19 protein-coding genes and 1 tRNA gene are annotated in these 25,175 nt (G+C 50.8%); 8 read left to right on the top strand and 12 right to left on the bottom strand.

What is annotated here, in order from left to right; all coding sequences use genetic code 11:
• The first annotated feature begins 3 nt into the window (after positions 1-3).
• The 6 genes from holB (at position 4) to argS (ending at position 8,426) form a co-directional block, all read left to right on the top strand.
• Entirely contained in the window at positions 4-1,065 is a 1,062-nt protein-coding gene (gene holB, locus Pan161_RS21115; protein WP_145230577.1) for a DNA polymerase III subunit delta', read from the top strand.
• A 199-nt stretch (positions 1,066-1,264) separates the two neighbouring features.
• The gene (locus Pan161_RS21120; protein ID WP_145230579.1) at positions 1,265-2,116 is read left to right on the top strand and encodes a PSP1 domain-containing protein; all 852 of its coding nucleotides are present in this window, start codon (positions 1,265-1,267) and stop codon (positions 2,114-2,116) included.
• Positions 2,117-2,514: 398 nt separating this feature from the next.
• Positions 2,515-2,931 carry a Minf_1886 family protein gene (locus Pan161_RS21125; protein ID WP_232103363.1) on the top strand — a complete coding sequence of 139 codons (417 nt, stop codon included), beginning with the start codon at positions 2,515-2,517 and terminating at the stop codon, positions 2,929-2,931.
• A gap of 474 nt (positions 2,932-3,405) precedes the next feature.
• On the top strand, positions 3,406-5,922 hold the full coding sequence (locus Pan161_RS21130) for a sodium-translocating pyrophosphatase (protein ID WP_145232799.1): 2,517 nt from the start codon (positions 3,406-3,408) through the stop codon (positions 5,920-5,922).
• Positions 5,923-6,008: 86 nt separating this feature from the next.
• Positions 6,009-6,344 (top strand): ribosome silencing factor, encoded by a 336-nt coding sequence (gene rsfS / locus Pan161_RS21135; protein ID WP_261342989.1) that lies wholly within the window; start codon positions 6,009-6,011, stop codon positions 6,342-6,344.
• Between the two features lie 117 nt (positions 6,345-6,461).
• Positions 6,462-8,426, top strand: a complete 1,965-nt coding sequence (argS, locus tag Pan161_RS21140; protein WP_145230585.1) for an arginine--tRNA ligase — start codon at positions 6,462-6,464, stop codon at positions 8,424-8,426.
• A gap of 70 nt (positions 8,427-8,496) precedes the next feature.
• Here the strand turns inward: argS and Pan161_RS21145 are convergent.
• The 10 genes from Pan161_RS21145 to Pan161_RS21190 form a co-directional block, all read right to left on the bottom strand.
• A tRNA-Gln gene (locus tag Pan161_RS21145) sits at positions 8,497-8,567 on the bottom strand.
• A 218-nt stretch (positions 8,568-8,785) separates the two neighbouring features.
• Entirely contained in the window at positions 8,786-10,111 is a 1,326-nt protein-coding gene (locus tag Pan161_RS21150; protein ID WP_232103369.1) for a DNA-directed RNA polymerase subunit alpha C-terminal domain-containing protein, read from the bottom strand.
• Between the two features lie 213 nt (positions 10,112-10,324).
• The gene (gene rsmB, locus Pan161_RS21155; protein WP_197995445.1) at positions 10,325-11,743 is read right to left on the bottom strand and encodes a 16S rRNA (cytosine(967)-C(5))-methyltransferase RsmB; all 1,419 of its coding nucleotides are present in this window, start codon (positions 11,741-11,743) and stop codon (positions 10,325-10,327) included.
• Positions 11,740-13,026, bottom strand: a complete 1,287-nt coding sequence (aroA, locus tag Pan161_RS21160; RefSeq protein ID WP_145230589.1) for a 3-phosphoshikimate 1-carboxyvinyltransferase — start codon at positions 13,024-13,026, stop codon at positions 11,740-11,742. Before aroA ends, rsmB begins: the two co-directional genes overlap by 4 nt.
• A gap of 137 nt (positions 13,027-13,163) precedes the next feature.
• Positions 13,164-14,081 (bottom strand): SDR family oxidoreductase, encoded by a 918-nt coding sequence (locus Pan161_RS21165; protein WP_145230592.1) that lies wholly within the window; start codon positions 14,079-14,081, stop codon positions 13,164-13,166.
• Positions 14,082-14,107: 26 nt separating this feature from the next.
• Positions 14,108-14,608, bottom strand: coding sequence for a hypothetical protein (locus tag Pan161_RS21170; RefSeq protein ID WP_145230594.1), 501 nt, complete (start codon positions 14,606-14,608; stop codon positions 14,108-14,110).
• A gap of 57 nt (positions 14,609-14,665) precedes the next feature.
• On the bottom strand, positions 14,666-15,613 hold the full coding sequence (locus tag Pan161_RS21175; RefSeq protein WP_145230596.1) for a ribose-phosphate diphosphokinase: 948 nt from the start codon (positions 15,611-15,613) through the stop codon (positions 14,666-14,668).
• A gap of 216 nt (positions 15,614-15,829) precedes the next feature.
• Positions 15,830-16,576, bottom strand: coding sequence for an NTP transferase domain-containing protein (locus tag Pan161_RS21180; protein ID WP_145230598.1), 747 nt, complete (start codon positions 16,574-16,576; stop codon positions 15,830-15,832).
• A 101-nt stretch (positions 16,577-16,677) separates the two neighbouring features.
• Positions 16,678-17,832 carry a hypothetical protein gene (locus Pan161_RS21185; protein WP_145230600.1) on the bottom strand — a complete coding sequence of 385 codons (1,155 nt, stop codon included), beginning with the start codon at positions 17,830-17,832 and terminating at the stop codon, positions 16,678-16,680.
• Between the two features lie 657 nt (positions 17,833-18,489).
• A complete protein-coding gene (locus tag Pan161_RS21190) occupies positions 18,490-18,729 on the bottom strand; it encodes a hypothetical protein (RefSeq protein WP_145230602.1) in 240 nt (79 codons plus the stop codon).
• 386 nt (positions 18,730-19,115) lie between these two features.
• Between Pan161_RS21190 and Pan161_RS21195 the strand changes: the two genes are divergently transcribed.
• Together Pan161_RS21195 and Pan161_RS21200 are read left to right on the top strand one after the other, a co-directional pair.
• Entirely contained in the window at positions 19,116-20,111 is a 996-nt protein-coding gene (locus Pan161_RS21195) for an NAD(P)H-dependent glycerol-3-phosphate dehydrogenase (protein ID WP_232103371.1), read from the top strand.
• A gap of 78 nt (positions 20,112-20,189) precedes the next feature.
• Positions 20,190-21,482, top strand: a complete 1,293-nt coding sequence (locus Pan161_RS21200) for an outer membrane protein assembly factor BamB family protein (protein ID WP_145230607.1) — start codon at positions 20,190-20,192, stop codon at positions 21,480-21,482.
• Between the two features lie 69 nt (positions 21,483-21,551).
• On the opposite strand, the gene Pan161_RS21205 is transcribed toward Pan161_RS21200, so the two are convergent.
• Both Pan161_RS21205 and Pan161_RS21210 read right to left on the bottom strand, forming a co-directional pair.
• Positions 21,552-23,003 (bottom strand): DUF1501 domain-containing protein, encoded by a 1,452-nt coding sequence (locus Pan161_RS21205; RefSeq protein WP_145230609.1) that lies wholly within the window; start codon positions 23,001-23,003, stop codon positions 21,552-21,554.
• A 163-nt stretch (positions 23,004-23,166) separates the two neighbouring features.
• Positions 23,167-25,170 carry a hypothetical protein gene (locus tag Pan161_RS21210; protein WP_232103373.1) on the bottom strand — a complete coding sequence of 668 codons (2,004 nt, stop codon included), beginning with the start codon at positions 25,168-25,170 and terminating at the stop codon, positions 23,167-23,169.
• Positions 25,171-25,175: the final 5 nt, after the last annotated feature.

Here is a 25,175-nt window from a genome sequence, read left to right on the forward strand (position 1 = left end):
GGGATGAGCACGACAACCGAATCCATTCGAGGGCACCACTCAATTCTGAAAATGCTGGAGCGTGCGCTGTCACGCAGCCGCCTGCCTCATGCGCTGCTGTTTGCAGGTGCAGCCGGTATCGGTAAGAAACGGGTCGCATTGCATCTGGCGCAATGCCTGTTTTGCCTGCGAACTCCCCCGGACGAGTTAAGCTGCTGTCAAACCTGTGACTCCTGCAAACAGATGGCCGCGGGAACACACCCCGACCTGATTTCAGTAGAATGCCCGCCTGACAAAAACATTCTGCCTCTCAGTCTGATTATTGGCGAGGACGAACATCGAGGTCGAGAAGGCGTCTGTTATGAAATGTCGCTGCGTCCGATGGTAGGCGACCGACGGATTGCCATCATTGATGATGCGGACAAAATGAACGCCGAAAGTGCCAACGCTTTGTTGAAGACGCTCGAAGAACCCTCCGCAAACTATTTAATGGTTCTGATTGCAAGTGAACTGGATGCCATTCTGCCCACGATTCGTTCCCGCTGCCAGCTGATTCGATTCAACCAGTTGCCGCTGGAAGATGTTGCCGCACTGTTACTGAATCAACAACTGGTTGAATCCGAAGACCAGGCATTGCAGATCGCCCGCCTGTCTGAAGGCTCCCTGAAAATTGCAAGTCAACTTCTGGATGAGAATCTACAGTCTCTACGGGGAAATATCACAGGGCTGCTCAGTCGACATCCTTTTCAACCGCACGCATTTTCTGAGGCCGTGATTCAGGCCATCGACGACGTTGGAGGCAATACGGCAGCACAGCGTAAAACAGCGCTCTGGGTCATTAAATTCTGCGCCGATTTCTACCATCAGTCATTACAGTTTGCCGCCGGCTACCAGACTGCTCCTGCTGCGGCTCATGTCGAACGATTTGTTTCCGGATTGCCTGGAGAAACGGAAGACCGGATTGAAACGATCGGAAATCTGCTGGGCCGGATGCTGCAGACAGAAGAACAGGTCAATCAGAACGTGTCGCTCCCCTTATGTATCGAAAGCTTAAGCCAGGACCTGCGGGGAATTCAGACGAAATAAGCTCCGTTCGCAAGCCTGAATCGGAAAACAGTGAACGGTTTTCAAATAAATGTGTTTTCCCGTGTTTAATTAGAGATTGCCAGATCGAGTCCGGCTATAATAAACTGATCTGAGCAGTCATTCTGATTCCGATGCTGTTTCTGACTTTTGCTGCACGATGGCTGCTGCATCCAATCTCAAATCGATGAAATTGTAATATATGACTAACGAAGCTTCCGGATATATCGTTCGCTACGGTTCCACCCGCCTCATCGGAGAATTCACCAGCAAAGGTCTGGCAGAGTTACCGCGTAACGCTGCGGTCATTATCAAAAGCGACCGGGGACATGAGTGGGGAGAAGTCCTGTCGCCTGCAACCGAACGTGTGAAATCCTTTATGAAGGACACATCGACAGCCGGGCGAATTATCCGCATGGTCACCGATGACGACTATCGCCAGCGCGATCAGAACCGGCATGAAGAACGAAACGAATTTCTGGGATGCCAGGAACTGGTGAACGAACACAAACTGCAGATGCAGCTGGTGGATGTCGAACACCTGTTCGGCGGAGAACGCGTCGTCTTCTATTATCTGGCGGAAAAACGCGTTGACTTTCGCGAGCTGGTCAAAGCGCTGGCAAGAAAATATCGATCGCGGATCGAAATGCGTCAGATCGGGGTACGCGATGAAGCGAAGCTGCTGGCGGATTATGGCGATTGCGGTAAAACCGTCTGCTGCGGAACACATCTGACTGAGATGCCTCCCGTCTCGATGAAGATGGCAAAACTGCAGAAAACTTCGCTTGACCCCAATAAACTTTCAGGACGATGTGGACGCCTGAAGTGTTGCCTGCGTTATGAATACGAAACCTACAAAAGCTACAAGAAGGAACTACCTCCTGTCGGCTCGACGATTATCACTAGCCAGGGAGAAGCGAAAGTCACTAACCAGGAAATACTTTCCGAATGTGTACAGGTCATCTATCCTGACATGAAAAGAACGATCGTACACAAAAAAGACATCCTGGAAGTCATCAAAAAGAAGCGCGGGGAAAACCCTGCCAGACAATAACGGCGACCAACCTCGTTGTCTGGAGGCAGTCTGAAATGAACGAAAACGAGGAACTCGGGATTGATTTTCCAGAATCAGTAATCGATAATTTTCCAATAACTGGCGGGTTATGCTATAATAAAGTCTTGACCCGCCTTGTCTGATTCGAAACACTAGACTGTGTCCACTTTAATTATCGGGTCTCCAGGGGCATTTGGACTGAGTATCATAGTACGAGAGACGCTATGGTAAAATATGATGCGAGCCAGCCTTTTGAAAGCGGAATGACAGTGTTTTCAGGGCCATTTGAATCGAATATAAAAGAGTAGTGGCGCAGGTGGTTCAATTCCTGCGACTTAGATCAGGAATTCTTCAGCGCCACTATTATTAAAAAGTTTTAGACAGGTATGGGTGAAAATATGACATCTACCACAAATCTTTCCCGCCCCAAATTGCAATTTCACCCCTATGCCTACGACTTTATCTTTGAAGCACTCCAGCAGGCCCAGGAAATCTACTCACGTCAGGTTGTGCAGGAAGGTGAGCAGGAAGAAGCACATGTCTCTGGTCAGGAACTGCTGGAAGGGGTGCGAGAGCTCGCTTTAAAACAGTTCGGGTTACTGACGCTGACAGTCTTCAAACAATGGGGTGTTCAATCCACCAGAGACTTCGGCAAGATGGTGTTTGAAATGATTGAACATGGGCGGATGCGAAAAACAGAGAACGACCGCCTGGAAGACTTTGTAGACATCTATGATTTCGAACAGGCTTTTGATGTTGAGTATGTCATCGACACAAGCCAGGTCTTTAATCAGACTCCCGCCAAAAACGTCTGATTCAATCTGTTAAACAGTGCTTAATGTTCCCTGAAAGTTTCTACTCTAGCCGCGTCAACTGCTGCGCACTCAGGTGAGCAAGTTTTGTGTTAAACGAAGTTTGTTAAGTTACTGTTATTGCAATCTGAACCCCAGATGATACACTCCCCCGATAGAGTTTTCTTGAGTTTAACTAGCGTATTTTCAGGATTAACATAGCGTCTCCAAGACAGTTTGGAACGAAGAAAATAGTGCAAACGACACTCTCGTTTAACGAGATACGTTTAGTATTTTTTGAGCATACAAGTTACGTGCTGACTGTTGCCCGGAATCAATTGAGGTTTTGAGGTTTTACATCAAGATTTACAACGGCTAATTTCAATGGAGTTAACTCTAAGGATGAGGTTTTATCCCCGCGCTCGACTCACTCCCGTACGATTTCTCACAACTCTCATCACCTCTAGTTTCGCCACTCTCTTATGCTCAGCCCCGCTGATGGCAGCAGAAGCTTCCACCGACCTGGTAGTCGAAGCCGATAATTCGACAGTGGTCATCAGCTGGTGCATCGCCATCGCGGGAGCCATCTTTGCCCTGTTCACTGCTTATCGTTTCTTCAGCTGGATGGTCAACCAGAGTGAAGGCGATCCCAAGATGCGAAAAATTGCCGAGCATGTCCGTGAAGGCGCTCGCGCGTATCTGGACCGTCAATTTAAAGTTGTGACCGTCTTTTTTGCCATTGTCTGCGCCCTGCTGGCGTTCATGGCCTTTGGTTTAAAGACACAGTCCCACTGGGTCCCATTTGCCTTCTTAACTGGAGGTTTCTTTTCTGCGCTGGCAGGCTGGTTCGGGATGCGTACCGCAACCCTCGCCAGTGCCCGTACCGCGCATGCCGCCAAGGATTCATTAAATAACGGCTTACAGGTCGCTTTCCGCAGTGGTGCCGTCATGGGCCTTGTGGTCGTTGGCCTGGGTCTATTGGATATCACACTCTGGTTTGGTGTATTGCACTGGGTCGTCAAGATGCCTCTGGCGGAAATCACCGTGACCATGCTCTGCTTTGGCATGGGAGCCAGCAGCCAGGCGCTGTTCGCCCGTGTGGGCGGCGGTATCTTTACCAAAGCGGCCGACGTTGGTGCGGACCTGGTCGGTAAAGTCGAAGCAGGCATCCCCGAAGACGATCCCCGCAACCCGGCAACCATCGCTGACAACGTTGGCGATAACGTTGGTGATGTCGCAGGCATGGGAGCCGACCTTTACGAGTCTTACTGCGGCTCGATCCTTGCCAGTGGTGCCCTGGGCGTGGCCGCTTATCATGGTTATCCTAAAATGCAGATGATGTGCCTGCTGCTGCCGATGTGCCTGGCAGGTGTGGGAATCTTCCTGTCCGTCACCGGAATCTTTATGGTGAAAACGGAAGAAGGAGCAACACAGAAGAACCTGCTGAAAGCGCTGGCTAAAGGAATTGACACCAGCGCCTTTGGCGTCATTGTCGCGGCGCTGGCGTTGGTCTGGATCATGCTGGTCATCCCTTCACAGTCTTCGGGTATTCCCGCAGATTCTCCACTACTGGTAGGTAACAAGCTGTTTGGTGTGTTTGGTGCAATTGTCTGTGGACTGGTCTCAGGCTGGTTGATCGGCAAGTGGACCGAATATTCAACCAGTGATGAATTTCGCCCGACCCGCTTTATTGCAGACCAGTCATCTACCGGACCGGCAACAGTCATAATCGCGGGTATTGCAGAAGGTTTTTACAGCGTCTGGGTTCCCATTGTCGTGATCGGTGTGGCCATCATCATGGCGTTTGGACTTTGTACCGGATTCGATTTTGCGAATTCCGCTATCTTTGCGATGGGCCTGTATGGTGTCGCCATTGCTGCAGTGGGAATGTTGAGCACTCTGGGAGTGACCCTGGCAACAGACGCTTATGGTCCGATTGCTGACAATGCCGGTGGTAACGCGGAAATGAGCGGACAGGAACCATATGTCCGCCAGCGAACCGATGCCCTGGACAGCCTGGGGAACACAACTGCTGCCACCGGAAAAGGATTTGCCATCGGTTCTGCCGCTTTGACCGCGCTGGCCTTGCTGGCCGCATATGTTGAAGAAGTTCGCGTCGGCTTTGAGCGCTGGGTCGAACACTCAGCAATTGTGGAAACCATTTCTGATGACATGACTAATGCCTCGGCTCTGAAACTGAGCCCGAACTGTATTGCCTTACGGACCCCAGGCAAGGATGGCCTGGAAGTGAAACATAATAACCAGGGATTCCTGCTGTTTCCTGCTTTGAATGTCGCTCAGATTACTCCAGGTCGGGAAAAAATCACCAGCGCAGACGTCGGTTCAATCATTCGAGGCTTGAACATCAAGGAACTACTGGAACGGGGAGAATGTGTGGATGTCAAGACGGCAACCGTACCAGACTTCTCCCGGTTTTATAACTTTTCTATATTGAACCCCAAAGTGCTGGTCGGGATCTTCTTCGGCGTAATGGTAGCCTTTGTCTTCTGTGCCATGACCATGAAAGCAGTCGGACGGGCGGCGGGGGCAATGGTGGACGAAGTCCGTCGCCAGTTCAGAGAAATTGCCGGCATTATGGAGAATGAGGCCGAACCAGATTACGCGGCCTGTGTCGAAATCAGTACGGCAGCTGCGCAACGGGAAATGATCCTGCCTGCGATGCTGGGCCTGCTTTCACCGGTCGTCATTGGAGTCATTCTGGGAGTCCCCGGGGTCGTCGGTCTGCTGGTGGGTGCCTTGACGAGCGGGTTTGCAGTTGCCATTATGATGGCTAATGCCGGTGGTGCCTGGGATAATGCGAAAAAGTACATTGAAGCAGGCGCACATGGCGGCAAGGGAACTGATGCACACAAAGCCACAGTAGTCGGTGACACCGTTGGTGACCCATTTAAAGATACCAGTGGTCCGAGTTTAAACATCCTGATCAAGCTGATGAGTATGGTTTCTGTTGTCATAGCCGGGTTTATCATTCAATACGCACTTGAGTTATTTTAAACAGGCTAAAGGTCACAAAAATCAACACCGAACCTTCTCAACAATCTGATCCCATTGAAAGTGCGTCCAGCCTGGAACGCGCCTGTCTGTGTGCAAAAACCTGTGAAGACTTCAAAGGTAAAGACATCGTTGTGCTCGATGTCGCTAAAATTACGCCTTTGTTTGACTATTTCATTATCGCCACCGCCAGCAACCAGAGGCAGAGCAATGCGATAGCAGAGGAAATTCGCGTTCTAATGAAACGCGAGAGCACACGCCGTCGTAACATTGAGGGTAAGGACAGCGAATGGATTCTGGGAGACTATGGAGACATTGTCCTGCATATCTTCACAGAAGAAGCCCGGGAACTGTACGACCTCGAACGCCTCTGGGCTGACGCTAAAAAAGTGGACTGGCAGTCGATCACCCCGGATTCCAACTGATAGAACCGCTGTTTCTACCAATCTCGACTCACAGTCGGTATTCTGGGCGTAGATCAATCTGTGTCCGTATCTTTCCCGCAATCAAGGAGCCTGGTGTCTCTGCCCCGGGCATGTGTAATGAATATTCTCGCAGAACTCAGAAGTCGATTTGAACCCGTATTAAGCGAATGGACGGATGACCCGTCTTCGGTCATTGAAATGCTGAAAGCATCGCAGGATGCGAAGTTTGGTGACTACCAGGCAAATTTCGCCATGCCCCTGGCAGCCAGAATACCCGATCTAAAACCACGAGATCTGGCAACGCAGATCGTGGAAAAAGTCGATCTGTCAGATTTCTGTGAACCCCTGGAAGTAGCGGGTCCCGGCTTTATCAACATCAGACTCAAACAGGACTGGCTGAATACCCAGACCCAAAACCTGGTGAGAGATGAACGGCTGGGAGTCATACCTGCGGAATCGCCTCAAAAGGTGGTCGTCGACTTTTCCGCCCCGAATGTCGCCAAGCCAATGCATGTGGGACATTTACGAAGTACCGTGATTGGGGACGCCAATTACCGGGTTCTGAAATTTCTGGGACACGATGTCGTGGGGGACAATCATATCGGCGACTGGGGCACCCAGTTCGGCATGATCATTTTCGGGTACAAACACTTTCTGAACGAAGCCGCTTTCGCGGAAGCCCCGGTCACTGAACTGGCGCGGCTGTATCGACTGGTCAATCAGCTCTCCGATTACCATGCCACCCAGACCAAAATACCTCGACAGCAGGCTGAGATTGAACAGCTCGCAGAGAAGCTGAAAACACGGGAGAGCTCTGCTGATCTCACCAATAAAAAAGTCCAGAAAGAAATCAAGAAGCTGAAATCCGATCTCGGAGAACGAAAGTCTGAACTACAGGAAATGCAGGAGAAACAGGCTTTACTGGAGCAAAATGAAGACCTGCACAGCAAAGCGGTCTCGTTTCCGGACATCGCCAGACAGGCTCGAGAAGAGACAGCACGACTGCATGCCGGAGACGCCGACAACCTGGCACTTTGGAAACAGTTTCTGCCCCAATGCCTGGATGCCATCCAGACTGTCTATGACCGGCTGGACATTCACTTTGACATGTCACTGGGCGAGAGCTACTACAACCCCATGCTGGCTGATGTGGTATCTGACCTCAAAGCGCGGGGCCTGGCTGAGGAAAGCCAGGGCGCGATCTGTGTTTTTATTGAGGGCTTTAAATCCCCGTTCATGATTCAGAAACAGGATGGTGCTTTTACTTACGCCACGACTGATCTGGCGACGATTAAATATCGGGTCGAAGAGCTGAAAGCAGACCGTGTGCTCTACGTTGTCGACTCGCGACAGAGCGAGCACTTCCAGTTGCTGTTTGCCACTGTCAAAGAATGGGGGTACTCTAACCTGGAATTGCAGCACGTCAGTTTCGGTTCTGTACTAGGCGAGAATAAACGCCCCCTGAAGACCCGCGCAGGAGATAATGTCGGTCTGGAAAGCCTGTTGGATGAATCCATCCAACGAGCATATGCCATCATTGCAGAAAATGACGACGTCAAACCCGAAGGCCCGGAACTGAGTGAAGACAAACGCCAGGAGATTGCGAAAATCATCGGACTGGGAGGCATCAAATACGCCGACCTGAAACATAACCGGGACAGCGACTACATGTTCGACTGGGATAAAATGCTGTCATATCACGGTGATACTGCAACCTATATGCAGTACGCCTATGCTCGTGTTTGTGGCATTTTCCGCAAAGGCCAGATCGACCGAATCGCATTGCGAGACCAGCAGGTTTCACTGAACCTGGTTGACGCGAGTGAGCGGGCACTGGCCTTACAGATCAACCGCTACTCAGAAATACTGGAGAGTGTCGCAATTGAAGCACGACCAAACTACCTGACCAACTATTTATTTGAACTTGCCAAGATATTCAGTACATTTTTCAATGACTGTCCTGTTCTCAAAGCAGAAACGGAACAAGTCAAAACCAGCCGACTTCTGCTCTGTGACTTAACAGCCCGTACTGTGGAACATGGCCTGTCCCTGCTGGGAATCAAAACCTGCGAACGGATGTAATTGATTCTGCAAAGACAACTGGAAACAAAAAAAACGCATCCCGAACTGGAATGCGTTTTTTTATTGAATATTACCCGGCAAGGGCTCGAACCTTGACTAACAGAATCAAAATCTGTTGTGCTACCATTACACTACCGGGTAATGTAAATGCTGTTTTTTTAGACACAGTAGCCCAACTCGGGTTCACTGTTTTACCAGTGCTGCCCGGCGAAGGAAGTGTATTGGATCTCTCAACTTCTGGCAAGAGTTTCTCAGAGAGAAAATCGGCATCTTTGAAATTCACAGGACGCGGACTGAGCCTTCACATGTCTTACACAATCCGCAGTTCCTGAAGTAGCTGTGAACCTCCTGCGTCCCGACTAATCGTTTCGCAGTTTGAGGTTCATTTCAGTCAGTTTTTCCCGAATTTCGTTAAGCGAGGTCACGCCGAAATTGCGGCTGGCCAGTAACTCATCCGGACTGCGACGCAGCAGTTCGCCAATGGTTCCGATACCCAGGCGGGACATACATTTCCTGGAACGCACAGAAAGTCCCAGATCGGAAATTGGTTTCTCGGTGGCAGGGTTGTCTGCCAGTTCGGGAGGCAGAGCAGCATAGCCGCCATCGGTTCCCAAAGATTCATGCAGGTTCTGACCGATATGCAGGCCAAATGACGAAAGCATTTCGCGGATTTCATCGAGAGATGTCTGACCAAAGTTCTTACCGGCCAGCAAATCATTTTCGCTGACCCGTGTCAGATCACCCAGCGTATGAATATCCATCGCGTGCAGGCAGTTGCGGCTGCGGACAGACAGCTCGAAGTCGGTTACGGGGCGATCCAGCAGTTGCTTCATACGGGCTTCGTTGCGTGCTGTCTCCTCATCGTAATACATGTTATCTGCAGCTTCGATGTCTTTGAGGTACATCGCTGCCATTTCGTTGCTTGGATCTGCTTCCAGAATACGGCGGAAACAGAATGCTGCTGCCGGATAGTTTTCCATATCCTCGTACAACAGTCCCAGATTCAGGATCGCCCCCAGATAGAAAGGAGGACTGGAAAGTGACTGCTCATACAGGCGAATTGCATCTTCATCGTTTCCTCGAGAAGCGTTTTCGCCGGCCAGACGGAAAATCGCCCGTGAATGGCGAGGATCCATATCAACGGCACGTTCGAAGTACTCGATGGCGCCGTATAGATCGCCTCGGTCTGAGCGAATACATCCCATCTGGAAAGAATATTCAGCACGCCCGGCTGCATCCTTGGAAATCGTTCCCAGAACGGATTCTGCATCATCCAGTTTTCCAACCAGACGTAGCGTTTCAGCGCGACGCAGAGAACATTCAATGGAGTCATAGCCCAGCTTGGATGCTGTTTCCAGTTTCTGATCTGCTTCGGTATATCGTTTCAGAGCAATCAGTGAAACAGCCTGATAAAAACAGGCGGTCGCGTTGTCTTGCACTTTTTCAAGCTGCGTGACAGCTTCTTTGTGTTTTCCCAGCAGATGCAGTGCAATACCAGCCCGGGCACTCAGTCCGGCGGATGCCTGGCCTTCTGAAATACTTCGGATCAGCGCCTGCACTTCGTTGTTCAACTCTGAAACCTGGTCAGAGCAGACAATATGTGACAATCGCTCGATGTCTGAGTAGCCTACACTTTCAGAGCTTTGCAACACATTTTTTACGTCAATTAATTCGTCGACACTCACACTATTTTCCTTTATTGCAGCAGGCGCGCAGATGGAAGCAGACAATAGAGTTTATTCACACAAGCTATTGCCAAATTTCATAAACCCGAATCTTACAATCTGTTTAGGGAAACGGCAACCATTAAGGCCTGTTTCACCTGTTTTCCGGCTGGCATTATGCACATGACAACCGTAAATCACTAAAAACATATACACATAAACACATATTAGGGATTACTGAATCAATGCCTGATATCCGCCATCACAAGGACTGCCGGGTATATGTCGATTTGCCTGGACCAGATTACGGCTGGAATAGTTCTGCAGCACTTCCTGAAGCAGTTCTTCGTTTTCCCGTGGATCGAATGAACAGGTTGAATAAACGAGCCTGCCTGATGGCTTCAAACGCTGTAACGCCTGCTCTAACAGATCGCGCTGAATCTGGTTCAGTTCCTTTATTGAAACTTCATCCAGGCGCCAGCGGGCTTCAGGTCGTTTTCCCAATACTCCGGAATTCGAACAGGGTGCATCGACCAGAATCGCATCAAAAGGTTTCTCTGACAATGCTGCATGGGGTTGATTCGCCAGGTGTGTCTCGATGCAGGTCAGCCCCAGTCGGGAGGCATTCTGTTCAATTTTCTCAAGCCGATGCGCGGAGACATCGGTGGCGATGAGCGTTCCCCGGTTATACATCAATTCGGCCAGATGAGTCGTTTTCGTCCCGGGAGCCGCACACATGTCCCAGACGGTTTCTTCCGGTTGTGGATTCAGCAGATTTCCCGCAGCCATGGCTGACTGGTCCTGAATCGTAAATTTTCCAGCAGCAAATCCCACGAGATTTTCTATCGCGACCGGTTCCTCCAGTCGGATTGACTGCGGCTCGTCTCCCGGACTGACTTGAATTCCCTCTGTCTGCAGTTCTTCCAGTAGTTCATCACGCGTGGTCTGTAAGGCATTGTTACGCAGATAAAGTTTATTGCGTTGATTGAACCACTGCGCCATCTGCATGGTCTGCTGCATACCAAAACGATCCAGCCAGTCTGTGATGACCGGTAACGGGAAACTGAAGGCTTTTGAAAGGTAACTGGCTGCATCGGCGATGGGACTCGGAAACAGGCCGATCGAAAAACAGCGGAAGCGGTCTGTACTAAGCGGGATCGCATTGGACTGCGGTTCAGTCGCGATGTCTGTTGTCATCAAACGTGTAATTGATCGCAGAATGGCATTCACCATTTTTTTCCAGCGCACGCGATGCAGTTTGCCCGCCAGCTCTACAGTTTCGGATACGGCAGCGTGATCAGGAATCTGGTCCAGCATCACCAGCTGGTACACGCCAATCTGCAGCAGAGTCCAGAGTGGCGCTTCGACTTTTTCACGTGGACGAGTTAGCTGACTTTCAATAATGGTATCCAGTGTCAGCTGCCGGCGAACCACGCCGATACTAATCTCCATGGCCAGACGCCAGTCCGCTGAAGACAGGTCGATGCGTCGTTCCCACTGCTGCATGGAATCAGAAATAAACTGATCACTGCGGCGATATTCTTCCACCAGAAAAAATGCCAGTTCCCGCGCTGAACGAAAATACTGCGGGATCGGTAATTCATCAGCTTCTGTGGCTGCTGCGTTCTGCTGCCAGACATTTTTCTTTTTCACGACGACTGACCACACAAGCGCTCAAGGTCAGTAAAGAACTCGGGATAGGTCTTGATCGTACAATCCGGATCAGCAATCACCATCCCGGGAACTTTCAAACCGACGAGAGCAAAGCTCATCGCCATCCGATGATCATCATAAGTTTCAATGGTCGCGGGTTGAATCGGACCGGGATGAATCGTGACCGAATCCTCAGTTTCTTCCACCTGAATCCCCATGCGTTTGATTTCAGTGGCGATGGCATACAGCCGATCGGTTTCTTTATGCCGGATATGTGCCACATTGCGAATCGTAGTGGTTCCCTCTGCAAATAAAGCCACTGCAGCCAGTGTCTGTGCAGTATCACTGATATCGTTCATGTCGACATCGATTCCGTGCAGCGGTTTTCCCTGTACGGTGATACTGTTGCGTTCCCGTTTGATTTCACAACCCATATCTTCGAGAACCCGAATGAAATTGATGTCCCCCTGCAAAGCATCCTGATTCAAACCGTCGACCGTAACGCGGCCACCGGTTATCGCGGCTGCTGCGAAAAAATAACTGGCGGCAGAAGCGTCGGGTTCAATGTCATAGGCCACTGGACGTTGATACGTTTGTGGTTGAATCTTCCAGACTGACTCTTGAACTCGATCAATGGTCACGCCAAATTGAGCCATGACACCCAGTGTGATATCCAGATAGGGTTTTGAAACCATCTCCCCCTGAATGGTGATTGTGATGGAGCTTTGTGCAGCAGGAGCGACCATCAGCAACGCGCTCAGATATTGACTGGAAACGTTGCCAGCGATGGAAGTTTCTCCGCCCGGCAGTCCATGCGCCTTCACGCAAACTGGTGGACACCCCGTTTCCTCTGCACAGTCAGCATCGACCCCCAGCTGTTTGAGAGAGTTCACCAGATCCTGAATCGGACGTTGCCGCATGCGTGTGTTTCCATCCAGTACAAACTCGCCTTCACCGACAGCACACAAAGCAGTTAAAAAACGAATACTGGTTCCACTGTTTTCCAGCCAGAGCGATGCTTCGTGCCTGGGAATCTTTCCTCCACAGCCTGCCACTTTGATGGAACAAGTCTCTCGATCGTGATCGACTCTAATTCCCAGGCGGTTCAGACTCTCGATCATCACTTGCGTATCCTGACTGTCCAGGACTCCTGTAAGATGAGTCGTGCCTTCTGCAAGTGCAGCAACAATCAATGCGCGATTGGTAATGCTTTTGGAGCCGGGTGGTTTGACAGTACCTTGAATAGGACCTGAAACAGGAGTGACTTCGTATTTTTTGGGCATAAGTAAAGAGTAATCAAGGGATTCCGAGAACTTCAGTAACGGCGAGAACAGAAAATAGTTTCATGCCTACAGTTATGCCACAGCATACACTGTTCACAATCAAACCAAAAGTGAGCAGCGAACGGGGAAAGGCTCACTCAGCCGTTTTCAATGGCATCCGGTAGACCTTCTGCGATGGTTGGAAAAGTCAATGAAATCCCAAGTTCCTCTCGTAACCTTCTATTATCACAGCGTTTATTTAGTCCTGATGCACGTTCGGTACTGTTGAAGCGAGTTGATTTACTGCTATTTTCCCCCGGTACAGCGGAGGCAAACCGTGGCTCAGGCGCCTTCAATAGTCGCGCCAGTGTTTCGTAATATTCCTGCCTGGTGATCGGGCGACAGTCGCACACCAGATAGCGGTCATCCAGGTGGACATTCTTATCGCACCTGAGGATTGTCTGGATTATATCCGTCAGATGAATCAAATTTAACCAGGCATCGGGACGCCCCGCCAAAGGTTCTCCTGCGTTGATCTGTTCCATCCGGGCCAGCAACCTGCCTGGTCCATAAATGCCTGCCAGCCTGAGTATGACGGCCGTCGCCGTTTTTGTTTGTGTCGCCGCAGTTGACAGGAAGCCGTGCTGATCGAATAACTGTTCGGCTTCCAGACAAATCTGACCATTTTCCCGTTCCGGCTCACAGATCGATGTTTCATCGACCCACTCCCCGGCGGTCTGTCCGTAAACGCTCGTGCTGGAAAGATAAATTACTTTTTGACTTCGTTGTTTAAGGACTTTCAAAACAGAATCCAGCCCCGTCACGTAAATCTCCCGCCGAGACTTGTCCGCGGTACGATCGAAGCCGACGGCGTAGAGCACGGTATCCGCTTCCGGCAGTCTCTCCAGTGATTCTGGTTGAGTGATATCGCCGAGTACCGGCTGGATGCCTGCTGCGATAAATTTTTCTGCATTGTTTTCCGAGCGAGTCAACGCAGAGACCTGGTGTCCCTGCTTCACCCATTCGCGGGCAACAGCCAACCCGACATACCCACAGCCAATAATCAGTTTCCGCATGTTTCAACCATTTTCCATTTTCTGTTTCAGCGTTTTCCGCGAATACGTGGTGCCAGCTGCTGGGAGTGCTGCAGGACCTGCCTGATCTGCTTGTGAATCAGATTGCGTAAATCCAAATCAGAACATTCTGCTAATGACTGCACCATTTGTACTTTCTGAGGATCGAGCCAGACCAGATCCAGTTGCTGAAAACGCTGCGTCATTGCCTGCAGACAGGCTTTCAGTTCCGTTTCTGTCAGATCATACCGCTGAAGAATCGACTCCGCAGAATTATGTACCCGCGTTAACCTGGCCAGTGTACTGCCCTGAGTACGGTAAATTTTTCCATCGATAAAAGCACGACGCAGCTCTGCATTCTGGTCAAACTGATAAACCGGATCACTACCGAAGTAAAAGGCAAAATGGCCGTTTTTCTTCTGTCCCCAGAACAGGGGGGCCTCTGGTAGTTCCACCTGAAATTCAGCACGAGGGAATAATGCCGTCGCTTCCCGCATCAGGTCTTCGCGGTCCTGTTCATGCAGAGCCATATCAGTCCCTTTTCTGAGTCGAATCCCTCGACACCGGATTTCTGCTCACGCTGGAAATCAATCGAACAGATGGCTGACCGATTCGTTTCGATGAATACGGCGAATGGCTTCACCCAGCAGTGGCGCGATGGAGATCGTTCTCAAATTGGAAAGTTTGTCCTGATCGGGGATTGGCAGGCTGTTAGTGACCACAATTTCTTTGATCGGGGCTTCGCTCAGCAGCTTGATAGCAGGTCCGCAAAAGACTGCATGCGAGGCACCTACATAGATTTCTTTGGCACCATGCTCTTTCACCACATTCACTGCGCCCACAATGGAGCCGCCTGTTGAGATCATGTCATCAAACAGGAGTGCTACTTTGCCTTCAATCGGCCCGCCAATTATATTCGCCTGCTGTGTTTCGATCGCATTTTTGCGGCGTTTATCAACAATCGCCAGGGTGCCGCCAATATTATTGTTATGCTGCAGAGTTCGTTTGATGCTCCCCTCATCCGGACTGACAACCACGAGATCTTTGTCAGGGATATTCAGTGATCGGAAGTAGCGATCCAGAATTGGTGCGGCATACAAATGGTCGACCGGAGTATCGAAAAACCCCTGAATCTGTGCTGCATGCAGATCCATGGCCAGGACACGATCAGCGCCTGCTTCATTGATCAGATTGGCAACCAGCTTGGATGTGATCGGCACACGACCTGAGTCTTTCCGATCCTGCCGGGCATATCCGAAGTAGGGAATGACCGCTGTAATTCGTTCTGCACTGGCACGCCGACAGGCGTCCATCAGAATCAGCAGTTCCATCAGATTGTCATTCACGGGAGGCGAGGTTGGCTGTACGATAAACACATCGCGGCCACGAACATTCTGGTTGAGCTTCAGACTGATTTCGCCATCTGGAAAATTTGATAATTCGACGGAAGCAAGACGAATTCCCAGATATTCTGCGATTTCTCCGGCCAGCTGAGGATGAGCTCGTCCACTGAGAAGAGTCAGATGATCATACATTGAAAACGATGCCTGCAGTAATGCAATACATAGAGTAGCGGGAACAATAGTGAGCGATGCCAGACAAGGGTGGTCCAGCCTACATCCCTATTCACGCTTATCACGTGCTAGAAGTCAAGCATGAGCTTTCGATTTCGTATGAAACAGCTCAAATGCCAACAGGCAGAGAATATTTACTGACAATGATGAAGGCAGAAACAGGGAAAACCCTGTCAATTATTCCACAGACTCACTTTGCAGAATCTCAGCCACTTCGGCGAGTTGCTCCTGTGTATTGACACCCATTGCTTCCTGAATATCAAAGACGGGAAATGCCTTGACCGTCTGGACTGCTTTCAGCAGGATCTCAGCACAATCGGTCAGATAGTATTCGGCCTGGCTGTTATCGGGCTTCAGCCGTTGTAACGCGCTAAATAGCTGACGTCCGTCAAACGCGAAGCAGCCTGTGTTAATCTCTTCAATTGCTGCTTCTTCGGGTGTGGCATCTTTTTGTTCCACAATTCGCAGGAACTGTCCTGCTGCGTCACGCACGATCCGTCCTAAACCATGGTTGGCTTCGGTAATCGCCGTCCCGACGACACAAGCCGCCTGATTTTCTTTCTGCAGTCCGAGCAGTCTCGAGAGTGAACTGCCTTTCAACAGAGGAGTATCACCGGCTAAAACCAGCACGGGACCATCATGGTCCGCCAGGTTTTCGGCACTCATCATGACTGCATGGCCGGTCCCCTTTTGTTCCGACTGCAGGGCAAATTGGATATCACTGTGATGGGCGAGGGCCGCTTTGACTTCATCAGCCTTGTGCCCGACGATCACGACCAGTTTTTCACAGTTCGCAGCACGAGCAGCATCCAGAACGTATTCGATCATGGGACGGCCCAGAACCGGATGCAGAACCTTGGGAAGCTCCGATTTCATCCGGGTACTTTTACCGGCGGCAAGAATCACAGCGGCAGGACGACTCAAGGTAGATTTCCTTTACTCAGCAGTACAATGGGTGTGCGACAGGCAGCATGGTATAACCACTGGCTGACGGCGTGTCGCTCAAGATGATTTGATCGTTTCGATTAAAACTGCACACCAAAGCGGGCGATGAAACCATCTTTGATGTCAAATCCGCCACCACGTCTGAAGTCAGCTTCACGTTTCAAAACACCCCCTGCTTCGAGGAACAGAGACATGCAGCCATTGTCCCCACGTATACCGAGCATCATGACATAATCTTTGAATTCGACCTGATCGCGGCCATTCACACCGGCCCGTTCGACTTCAAATGCTTCAATATCATATTCGAAGGTACCGTAAAGCCAGACGCTCTTATCACCGACATTACCCATGAAGCGGCTGACGCGCGATTTGGGGAACATGGCTCGAACTTCCCACAAATCGTTGGGAGTCCAGACGACACCTGCATAAGGAATGACATAATCGCCGACCCGGTCCCAGTATGCGGCACCAGCGGCAAACATCCAGGTATCAGAAGGTCGGAAGAACAGAACGACACGAGCATCAAACTGCCAGGCATGTGAACTCAAACTCTTGCCAAAATCGGAAGCCAAAGCAGGTGTGAAGCCTAACTGTACACTCCACAGACCATTGGCGGGTGTTGACATCTGCAAATCACTGCCGAAACGATACCCCGCTCCTGGTAACGAGACGAACTGGGGACCATCCCAGCCACGGTAATCAAACTCGGGAGTCGCTGTGAAAATCCAGCCATTCCGGGTGGGAGTCGTATATTGCAGATCAACGTCTGTTTCGAACACAGCAAAGTTTCCGCCCGGTGCTCCCCCCGGCTGGACGTAGGTTCGTGCCTTTGGCAAGAAGCCAAATTCAAACTTCGAAGACCAGCCAAAGCGATAAGGCTGCGGACCATTGATGCCTGCAGGATAGCTGCCTCCGGGCATGCCTTGCGCCGCATAAGGATCAACGCCGGCACCTGGCGACATAAATGGATCGTAGCCCTGTTGTGGTGCTCCATACAGATTGCCGCCCCCCATATTCGGGTCAAAAGGCTGCGCATTCGGATCGATAAACTGGCCACCATTGGGAGGCATGGTTGTGCCATACGGGGCCGTTTCTTCATAGGTTGGCGGCGGACTTTGAGCACGAATTACAGCCTCAAAGTCTTCTGCGGGCGTATAAATAGTAGTTATTTCAGCCGCATTCAGGTTCATGCTGGCGGAGAAAACAATGGCAAGACAAAGAAGGGAAGCTTTCAATGTTCAACCTGCGAATATAGGATTAATCAGTTTGCGAGCAGAAGTGCTCTGTCTGAATGGGGAGTCGGTAACACGCTGTTACTCAACTCTTATGTGTTGGGGTGGTGCAGTGAGGGGATTTTCCAAATGCAGGCGATTAGGTCAACATCAATCTGAAGGCATTCAGCAGTAAACTTGAGGAATAGTTTGATTTTTTCAGAGAAATTCAAGAGATATTTTCTGCCCGGCAGAGCAGGAGATCAGAGAATTCTGTTACGTAAGCAGAACACAAATTCTTCAGTGGGCAAGTCTTACGTAATGAAGATCAGCTCGGGAGAATAAACCGGATGACGTGATCCGTTCTGACAGGCAGACAGGAGTGCCCTAGATACCGTGTGTGTGTAATTACACAATTCAGTAATGCAGATCTGTCGTCGGCGACTACGACAGTCTGCCGGATGACTGAGAATCCAGGGATGAGAAATGAGTGCAGTCTGTCTGTCTGTACCTGTTCTCTGTCAGGCGAACTCTTCTGGAGTCTTGAGAGCCGTTTCAGTAAGTGCTGAAATCCATTCCAGACTGTATCCAGTGATACTGTCGCATCTCCAGGTCCATTTGGACCGAGTATAATATACCAAGAGACACTATGGTCAAATGTAATACGCTCTGGAGACTCGGTTATTTGTGATAACCCAGACCGGTAACCACTGAATGCAGTTCTTCGAAGGTGATAAAGCGCCGGCGATGACGTAATTTGTACTGGTCGATTGCTTGTGCCAGTTCGTTGACGTCTTGATTCTCGGAGTTGTAGGAATTACTGAACTGACGTCGTTCACCAATTCCGTCAGGACGACTGTCATCCCGACCTTGACGTCGATCCTGGAAAGTAGCGGACTGTTGCTCGGTGACCTGTTTCATGAGATTGCTCCTTGATGATTGACTTACCAGTAAAACCTTAAGTTACGTTTCCTGGTAAAGTGTAAAATTTTGATATCTGCAGGGGTTATTTCTGTCATCCGCTGCCAAAAATATCTACTGTTCTGGTTATGAGAATTATATGAGACTTTCGGCAAAACTCGTTTTTGCAGGGTAAATGGGGAGTCAATCTCGGCCCGGAATGTTCCTGTCAGAAATACAATCGACTGATATTCCTGTCTTCTTTGGCTTACCCGGCAATTCTCGTTATATTACAAGTATTAGGATCATAGGTATTCTGCCTGTCATGCAGCACATGTCAGGAGGGATTTCGATCAATAGTCACGAAGTCAGAATTTCATTCTCTGAATATGAAAGATCAAATTTTTATGAATACAAAAGTGGCAATCCTGGGTGGCGGTGGTATGGCAACCGCCTGCGCGACACTACTCAGCGAATCATCCGATATTGCAGTTTCCATGTGGGTCCGCAAACCTGAAGTAGCAGCGGATATGCAGAACAGCCGGGAAAATAAACGGCTACTGCCTGGAGTCTCTCTGGCAGAATCAATCCGGGTAACTTCTGACGTTGACGAAGCAGTCGCTGATGCAGATTATCTGGTTGTGGCGATCCCAACCGAATTCCTGAGGCAGGCCTTAACAAAACTCGCCCCTCATTTAAAAAACGTCTCACCGGTCATCAGTGTGATTAAAGGGATTGAACAGGATACTTTTTTTCGCCCCAGTGAAATCATCGCCGACGTGCTCGGCCCCCGCCCTGTCGTGGCGCTGGGGGGACCCAGCCATGCGGAAGAAATCGCCCGCCGTCTGCCGGCCAGTGTGGTCGCCGCCAGTGGTGATATCCAACTGGCCAAGCAGACACAGAAGCTGTTCAGCACAGACCGGTTTCGCGTCTATACGAACGTGGATATTGTCGGTGTCGAACTGGCAGGCGCTTTGAAAAATGTGATTGCGATTGCTGCAGGGATCTGTGACGGTGGCAAATACGGTGACAATGCCAAATCAGCGATCATGACACGAGGCCTGGTGGAGATGAACCGTTTCGGTTCTGCCTATGGTGCAGAGCCATCCACGTTTTCCGGGTTGGCCGGTGTGGGAGACCTGATCACAACCTGCATGAGCCCGTTCGGACGTAACCGCCGCCTGGGAGAGCGCCTGGGACAGGGAGAAACACGCGAAGAAATCATTTCCAGCATGGATGCCGTCGCGGAAGGTGTCAACACGACACGCAGCGTGTACGATCTCGCGGAAGCAAAAGGCCTGGATATGCCCATCACTACGGAGATTTTCCGCGTGCTGTTTGAAGGTAAGTCCCCGGAAGCGGCGACGCAGACACTGATGACTCGCCCCCAGCGAGAAGAGTAAATCATCACTGAGTTTTTTCTATTAACTTACCGGTTCAAGCGGCTCAACTTTTACTATCAATTCCCCTCGGAGTGTTCGATGCGATTATCAGGACTGACCCTCACCGTTTGCCTGTTTCTATTTTTGATGTCTGACTTTTCTCAGGCAGAAACCTGGCCTCAATTTCGTGGTGCCAGCGGAAATGGCGTTTCGCAGGAAAAGAATCTGCCGGAAAAATGGTCTGCCGCGCAGGGGATTCTCTGGTCGGTGGCCTTGCCTGGTCGTGCAAATTCTTCACCTGCCATCACGGATCATCGTGTTGATATCACCACAAAAACGGACGATGACGGGCTCTGGATCGTGTCCTTCGATCGCAAAAGTGGCCAGCAGATTCGTAAGGTCAAAGTGGGAACCGGTTCCCTGGCGGCCCCTGGTCCCCGGAATCTCTGGGCTCATCGACACAACGCAGCCACACCCTGCCCCATTTCTGATGCAGAGCATATCTGGGCTTACTTTGGGTCAGGTTTACTGGTCTGCCAGGATGTGGAATCAGGAGAAGTCGTCTGGAAACGGGATCTGGTGAAAGATTATGGAGCGTACGATATCACCTTTGGCATGGGTTCCACACCCCGCCTGTGGGGCGACTTACTGTTTGTGACCTGCATGACCAAAGGTCCCTCTTATGTTGTCGCCTTTGATAAACAGACCGGCAAAGAAGTCTGGAAACAGAATCGTAAACTTCCTGCTGAAAAAGATGGGGCCGACGCCTATTCGACCCCCACGATTTTTCAAAATGGCAATCAAACGGAACTGCTGGTATCGGGCTCTGACCATGTGAACGCCTATGATCCCCAGACAGGAAAACAGCTCTGGATCGCCGGTGGCCTGGATATTCCCAGTCCCTTTGGCCGTATCATTGCAGCCCCGGTAGCGGATGCCAGTACTGTGATCGCGACTTCCGGAAATCCGGGTGGTGGCGGCCTGGGATATATCAAAGCATTTCAGAATGGTAAGTCGGGTGATATCACTCAATCGGGCCTGCTCTGGAAATTTGATGTCGCGACTCCCGATTCTTCCACGCCGCTCGTGCTTGATAACAGACTGTATATGATTAGTCAGAACGGCGTTGCTACCTGCCTGGATTTGAAGACAGGCAAACCGGTCTGGAAAAAACGGATGAAGGGGCAGTATTTTTCGTCCCTGGTTGCCGGCGATGGAAAGGTTTACTTCCTGAGCATTGAAGGTCTCTGCACCGTCGTTAATGCGGCGAATGGAGATATCATCGCCGAAAATCAGCTGCCGGGCACCTTTTATTCAACGCCTGCCATCAGTCACGGCGTGATCTATCTGCGTTCCTTTGACCGCCTGTATGCGATCTCGGGTAAACCATAATCAAAAAAACGCCTCTCAGTATGATTGCTGAGAGGCGTTTTTCGATCTGAATTGAGTCTGTCAGCAGAATCAGCCGCGGCCTGTCAGTTCGGGAATGGCATTCCCATGCATGACAATCGGTGTGGGACGACCTGAGAAATCGGGTAAAAACGTATTGGCGTAATCGATGCCCAGATGTGAATAGATGGTCGCCAGGAAATCATGGGGGCCTACGGCACGTTCGATGGGTCCTTCCCCTTTTCCATCTGTCGCACCGATGATTTGCCCGGTCTGAATATTTCCACCAGCAAACAGCATCGAATTCGCGTTCGGCCAGTGATCGCGGCCCGGCTGAGTCGTTCCCGCGCTGCCGCTGCCAATTCCGCCTCCCGTACTTTTCGAGTAGGAAATGCGAGGCGTCCGACCAAATTCACCTGCCACAACAACCAGTACACGTTTATTCAAACCCCGCTGGTAGATGTCTTCAATCAACGCCGTCACTGCCTGGTCATAGAACGGCATCCGATATTTGATGGCGTCAAACACATGGTGATTGACGGCGTGATCATCCCAGTTTCGTACCCGACCACATAGTTTGCCGGAAAGTTCGGTTGTGATGATTTCCACGCCCGCTTCCACCAGTCGCCGCGCCATCAGACATTGCTGCCCCCATTGATGCATGCCGTATCGCTCACGAATATGTTCGGGCTCGCGGCTTAAATCGAAGGCATCGGCAGCCTGTTTGCTGGTCAACAGATTCGTCGCCTGGGCTTCGAACTGATTCATCGCTTCCATTGAACCATCCAGATCCAGGTCGCGCCGGTATTGATCAAACTGCTGACGCAGAGAAATCCGCTGCGCCAGCCGCTCTGTCTGTTTGGTATCGGTCAGGCCAATATTGGGAACCTTGAAATCAGGTGCACTGGGGTCTCCACCAATCTGGAAAGGACCGGCCCCCGGTCCCAGGTAGGTGGGACCGGCAATCTGAAAGCTGTCGTAATTCGTGATGGCATTGATACCCACATAATTGGGTAAAGCATTGTTTGAATCGCGACGGAGAAAATTGGCAACCGACATGAAGTCGGGCAGTTTGGGTTTGCGCTTATCAATGCGATCCGGATCGCCTCCCAGTACCTGCAGCGAACCCGCCGGATGGCCGCCGCCAGTATGAGTGATCGAACGCAGAATGGTAAATTTATCCGAGATCTGTGCATGCCGGGGAAGCAGCTCGCTAAGCAACAACCCTTCTGTGTTCGTAGCGATCGGCGAAAAAGGCCCTCGATAATCGGAGGCAGCATCTGGTTTGGGATCGTAGGTATCCAAATGACTGACGCCGCCGCGACACCAGACCAGAATGACCGCAGTCCGCTCTTTTTTCGGCTTCTCAGGTGTCTTTCCCTGCGATTCTGCGGCGGCCTGCAGTTGATATAATCCGGGCAGAGACAGGCTGCTGAAGCCCCCCAGGCCGATTCTCATGAATTCGCGCCGGGATGCTCCTGTTGGCCGTTGACTGGCCTGACGTCTCTTCAACTGCTGTTTCATCTTATGACCTTAAAATCAACCAAAATCACTTCTGGAAGTGAGGCGCGAACCTGTTCCCTGATTGTTTATATCGGCAGTATAGCATGCGATCCCCTGCTCTGTCTAATATAATGAACAAAACTTAGTATCAAGATTTCTTATACTGAGAATCCCGATCTGCAGCTTACTGTTGACGACGAGTGTTGTTTCCGCCGGGGCGAGTCTTTGTCCCCGTAAGCCGCCTGAGCTTTTGTCTGATACTGTTGATGGCAACCAAAGAGGGGGAATCCGGGTCGTATTCCGCCAACGGTTGCCTGGTAAGCTGTCGCAGGAAATGAATCGAACTTTGACGGACAAACAGATGCTGCCTCGCATCCAGACCAGCGGAAAGCTCGGCCACTAAACTTGGGCCGGCTGGAATTTCGCCCCGTGCGACCTGAAACCAGGTCTGTATGGCAGGTGAGACAGTGTTGGCCCCCATATTCTGAGCAATCTGCTTCCAGACAACTGTTAAGCGCGCAGTGTCTTTTGTCGTCAACAGCCAGTCGATGGCGGCAGTTCGCTGTAACTCAGATCGGGAAGACATCGCTAATGGAACCGCTGACAGAGGATTGAGGGCCATTCCCAGATTGATACCAGACTGTTGCTCCCTCCTTGAACGATCAGGCGAGACCTGCATCAGAGCAGCCAGTAGATCTTCGCTCTGATTTAACTCCGCGACAAAAGTGCCATTCAACGGAAACGATTTTGCAGGACCTGTGCGCCAGCGTTGATTTCCAGAAAGCTTCAAAGGCACGCTGATTCGCTCTGCTTTCAGTTTCAGCATCTGCTCAGACTTGAGAGCCAGCTCTTCGCGCGATGTCGTATCACTGAGCAGCAGTGTTCCCGAGAATACCTGGAGTTCACTCTGATCGGGCTCCTGTTGCACAAAAGCGATTGCCGTATCATCCTGTTGAATTTCCAGCAACCAGTCTCTCGAATGTGTGTGGTACTGAATGACAGTACCGGCGTGAAGTTGAGAAAAGGCAATCTGACCGGACTGCAAATTCAGGTCCACTACCACCTGCAGGCCGTGAGCAGTACGCTGGCTTGCTCTGTTCATCATCAGATCGACTTCGGTATCGGCATCCAGTACAACCTCTGACAGAGTCCCATTCTCTCCCAAAGAAATCTTCGTCTGCAACCAGCTTAAGGGGAGTGTGCGAATCCGAATGTTTGAACCTGCTTTCAGATTAGTTTCCTGTCCTGCTGCCAGGATTCCCTGCCAGTCCGAACGGGTCTCATTCCGAATACCGGCGATTCCCACCAGCTGAGTCCAGTTGAGAGTCATTGAGTCTGCGAGCTGCTGTGGTCTTGCCATTTCAGGTTTCTGCGCTGCCACAGGCGACGCCTGTAGCTGATCGTCGACACCAGGAGATACAAGGGGGCGTCGTTCGCGATGCTGATGTGAGGGAATCACGACCAGTTCAGGAGGGGAATTCAGCTGATGTGTTTGTAAAGGAGTGGGAGTGACAAGTGTCTGTTTTTTCTCGGGACTGACCGCGATCGATTTTTCTGCGACTTCAGTAGATTCCCGATTCCATAAGAAATAAGCAGGCAGAACCAGGATGAGCAGCACCACGGCCAACCCGTAAATGATTTTCTGATGATTGATATCAGTGGGCAAAGTCGCCTCGGACGATCTCTCCAAACGGACTTGCTCTGCAGGCAACTGTATTTCTACTGATTTTGCATGATCTTCGATGGAACCAAGATAGTTTCCAGCCGAATATAGTTCCGTATTCTGTTGCAACTCCTGCTGGACGAACTCTGACATTTTTTGTGTTGCCTGCGTTACCTGTCGCGAATATTTTTCCGGTATGACTGCTGCAGACTGTTCAAACCGGTCAGCCTGGTAAGCGGCGATCACCTCGCGGATCAGCGTCCCCTCTTGCCAGCAGGTTGATTCAAACGCCTTTTGTTCCGCGGGAGTCATGCGTTCTTCTACATAGGCGGCAATCAATTCCACATTGAGTCCGGAATGATCAAGTGTGTCATCCAGTATCAGTTTCTGATCGGTAATTTGAGAAAGTCGTTTCCAGCGTCTGAGTAACTTGGAATCCGCCGCCAGTCGTTCGCGCACTGCCACTCCTGCTGCCGGGGAAAATTGTCCTTCCCGCAGTTTGATCAAAGTCAGAAGTGAAGGCATACCTG

Source organism: Gimesia algae, from assembly GCF_007746795.1.
Taxonomy (GTDB): Bacteria; Planctomycetota; Planctomycetia; order Planctomycetales; family Planctomycetaceae; genus Gimesia; species Gimesia algae.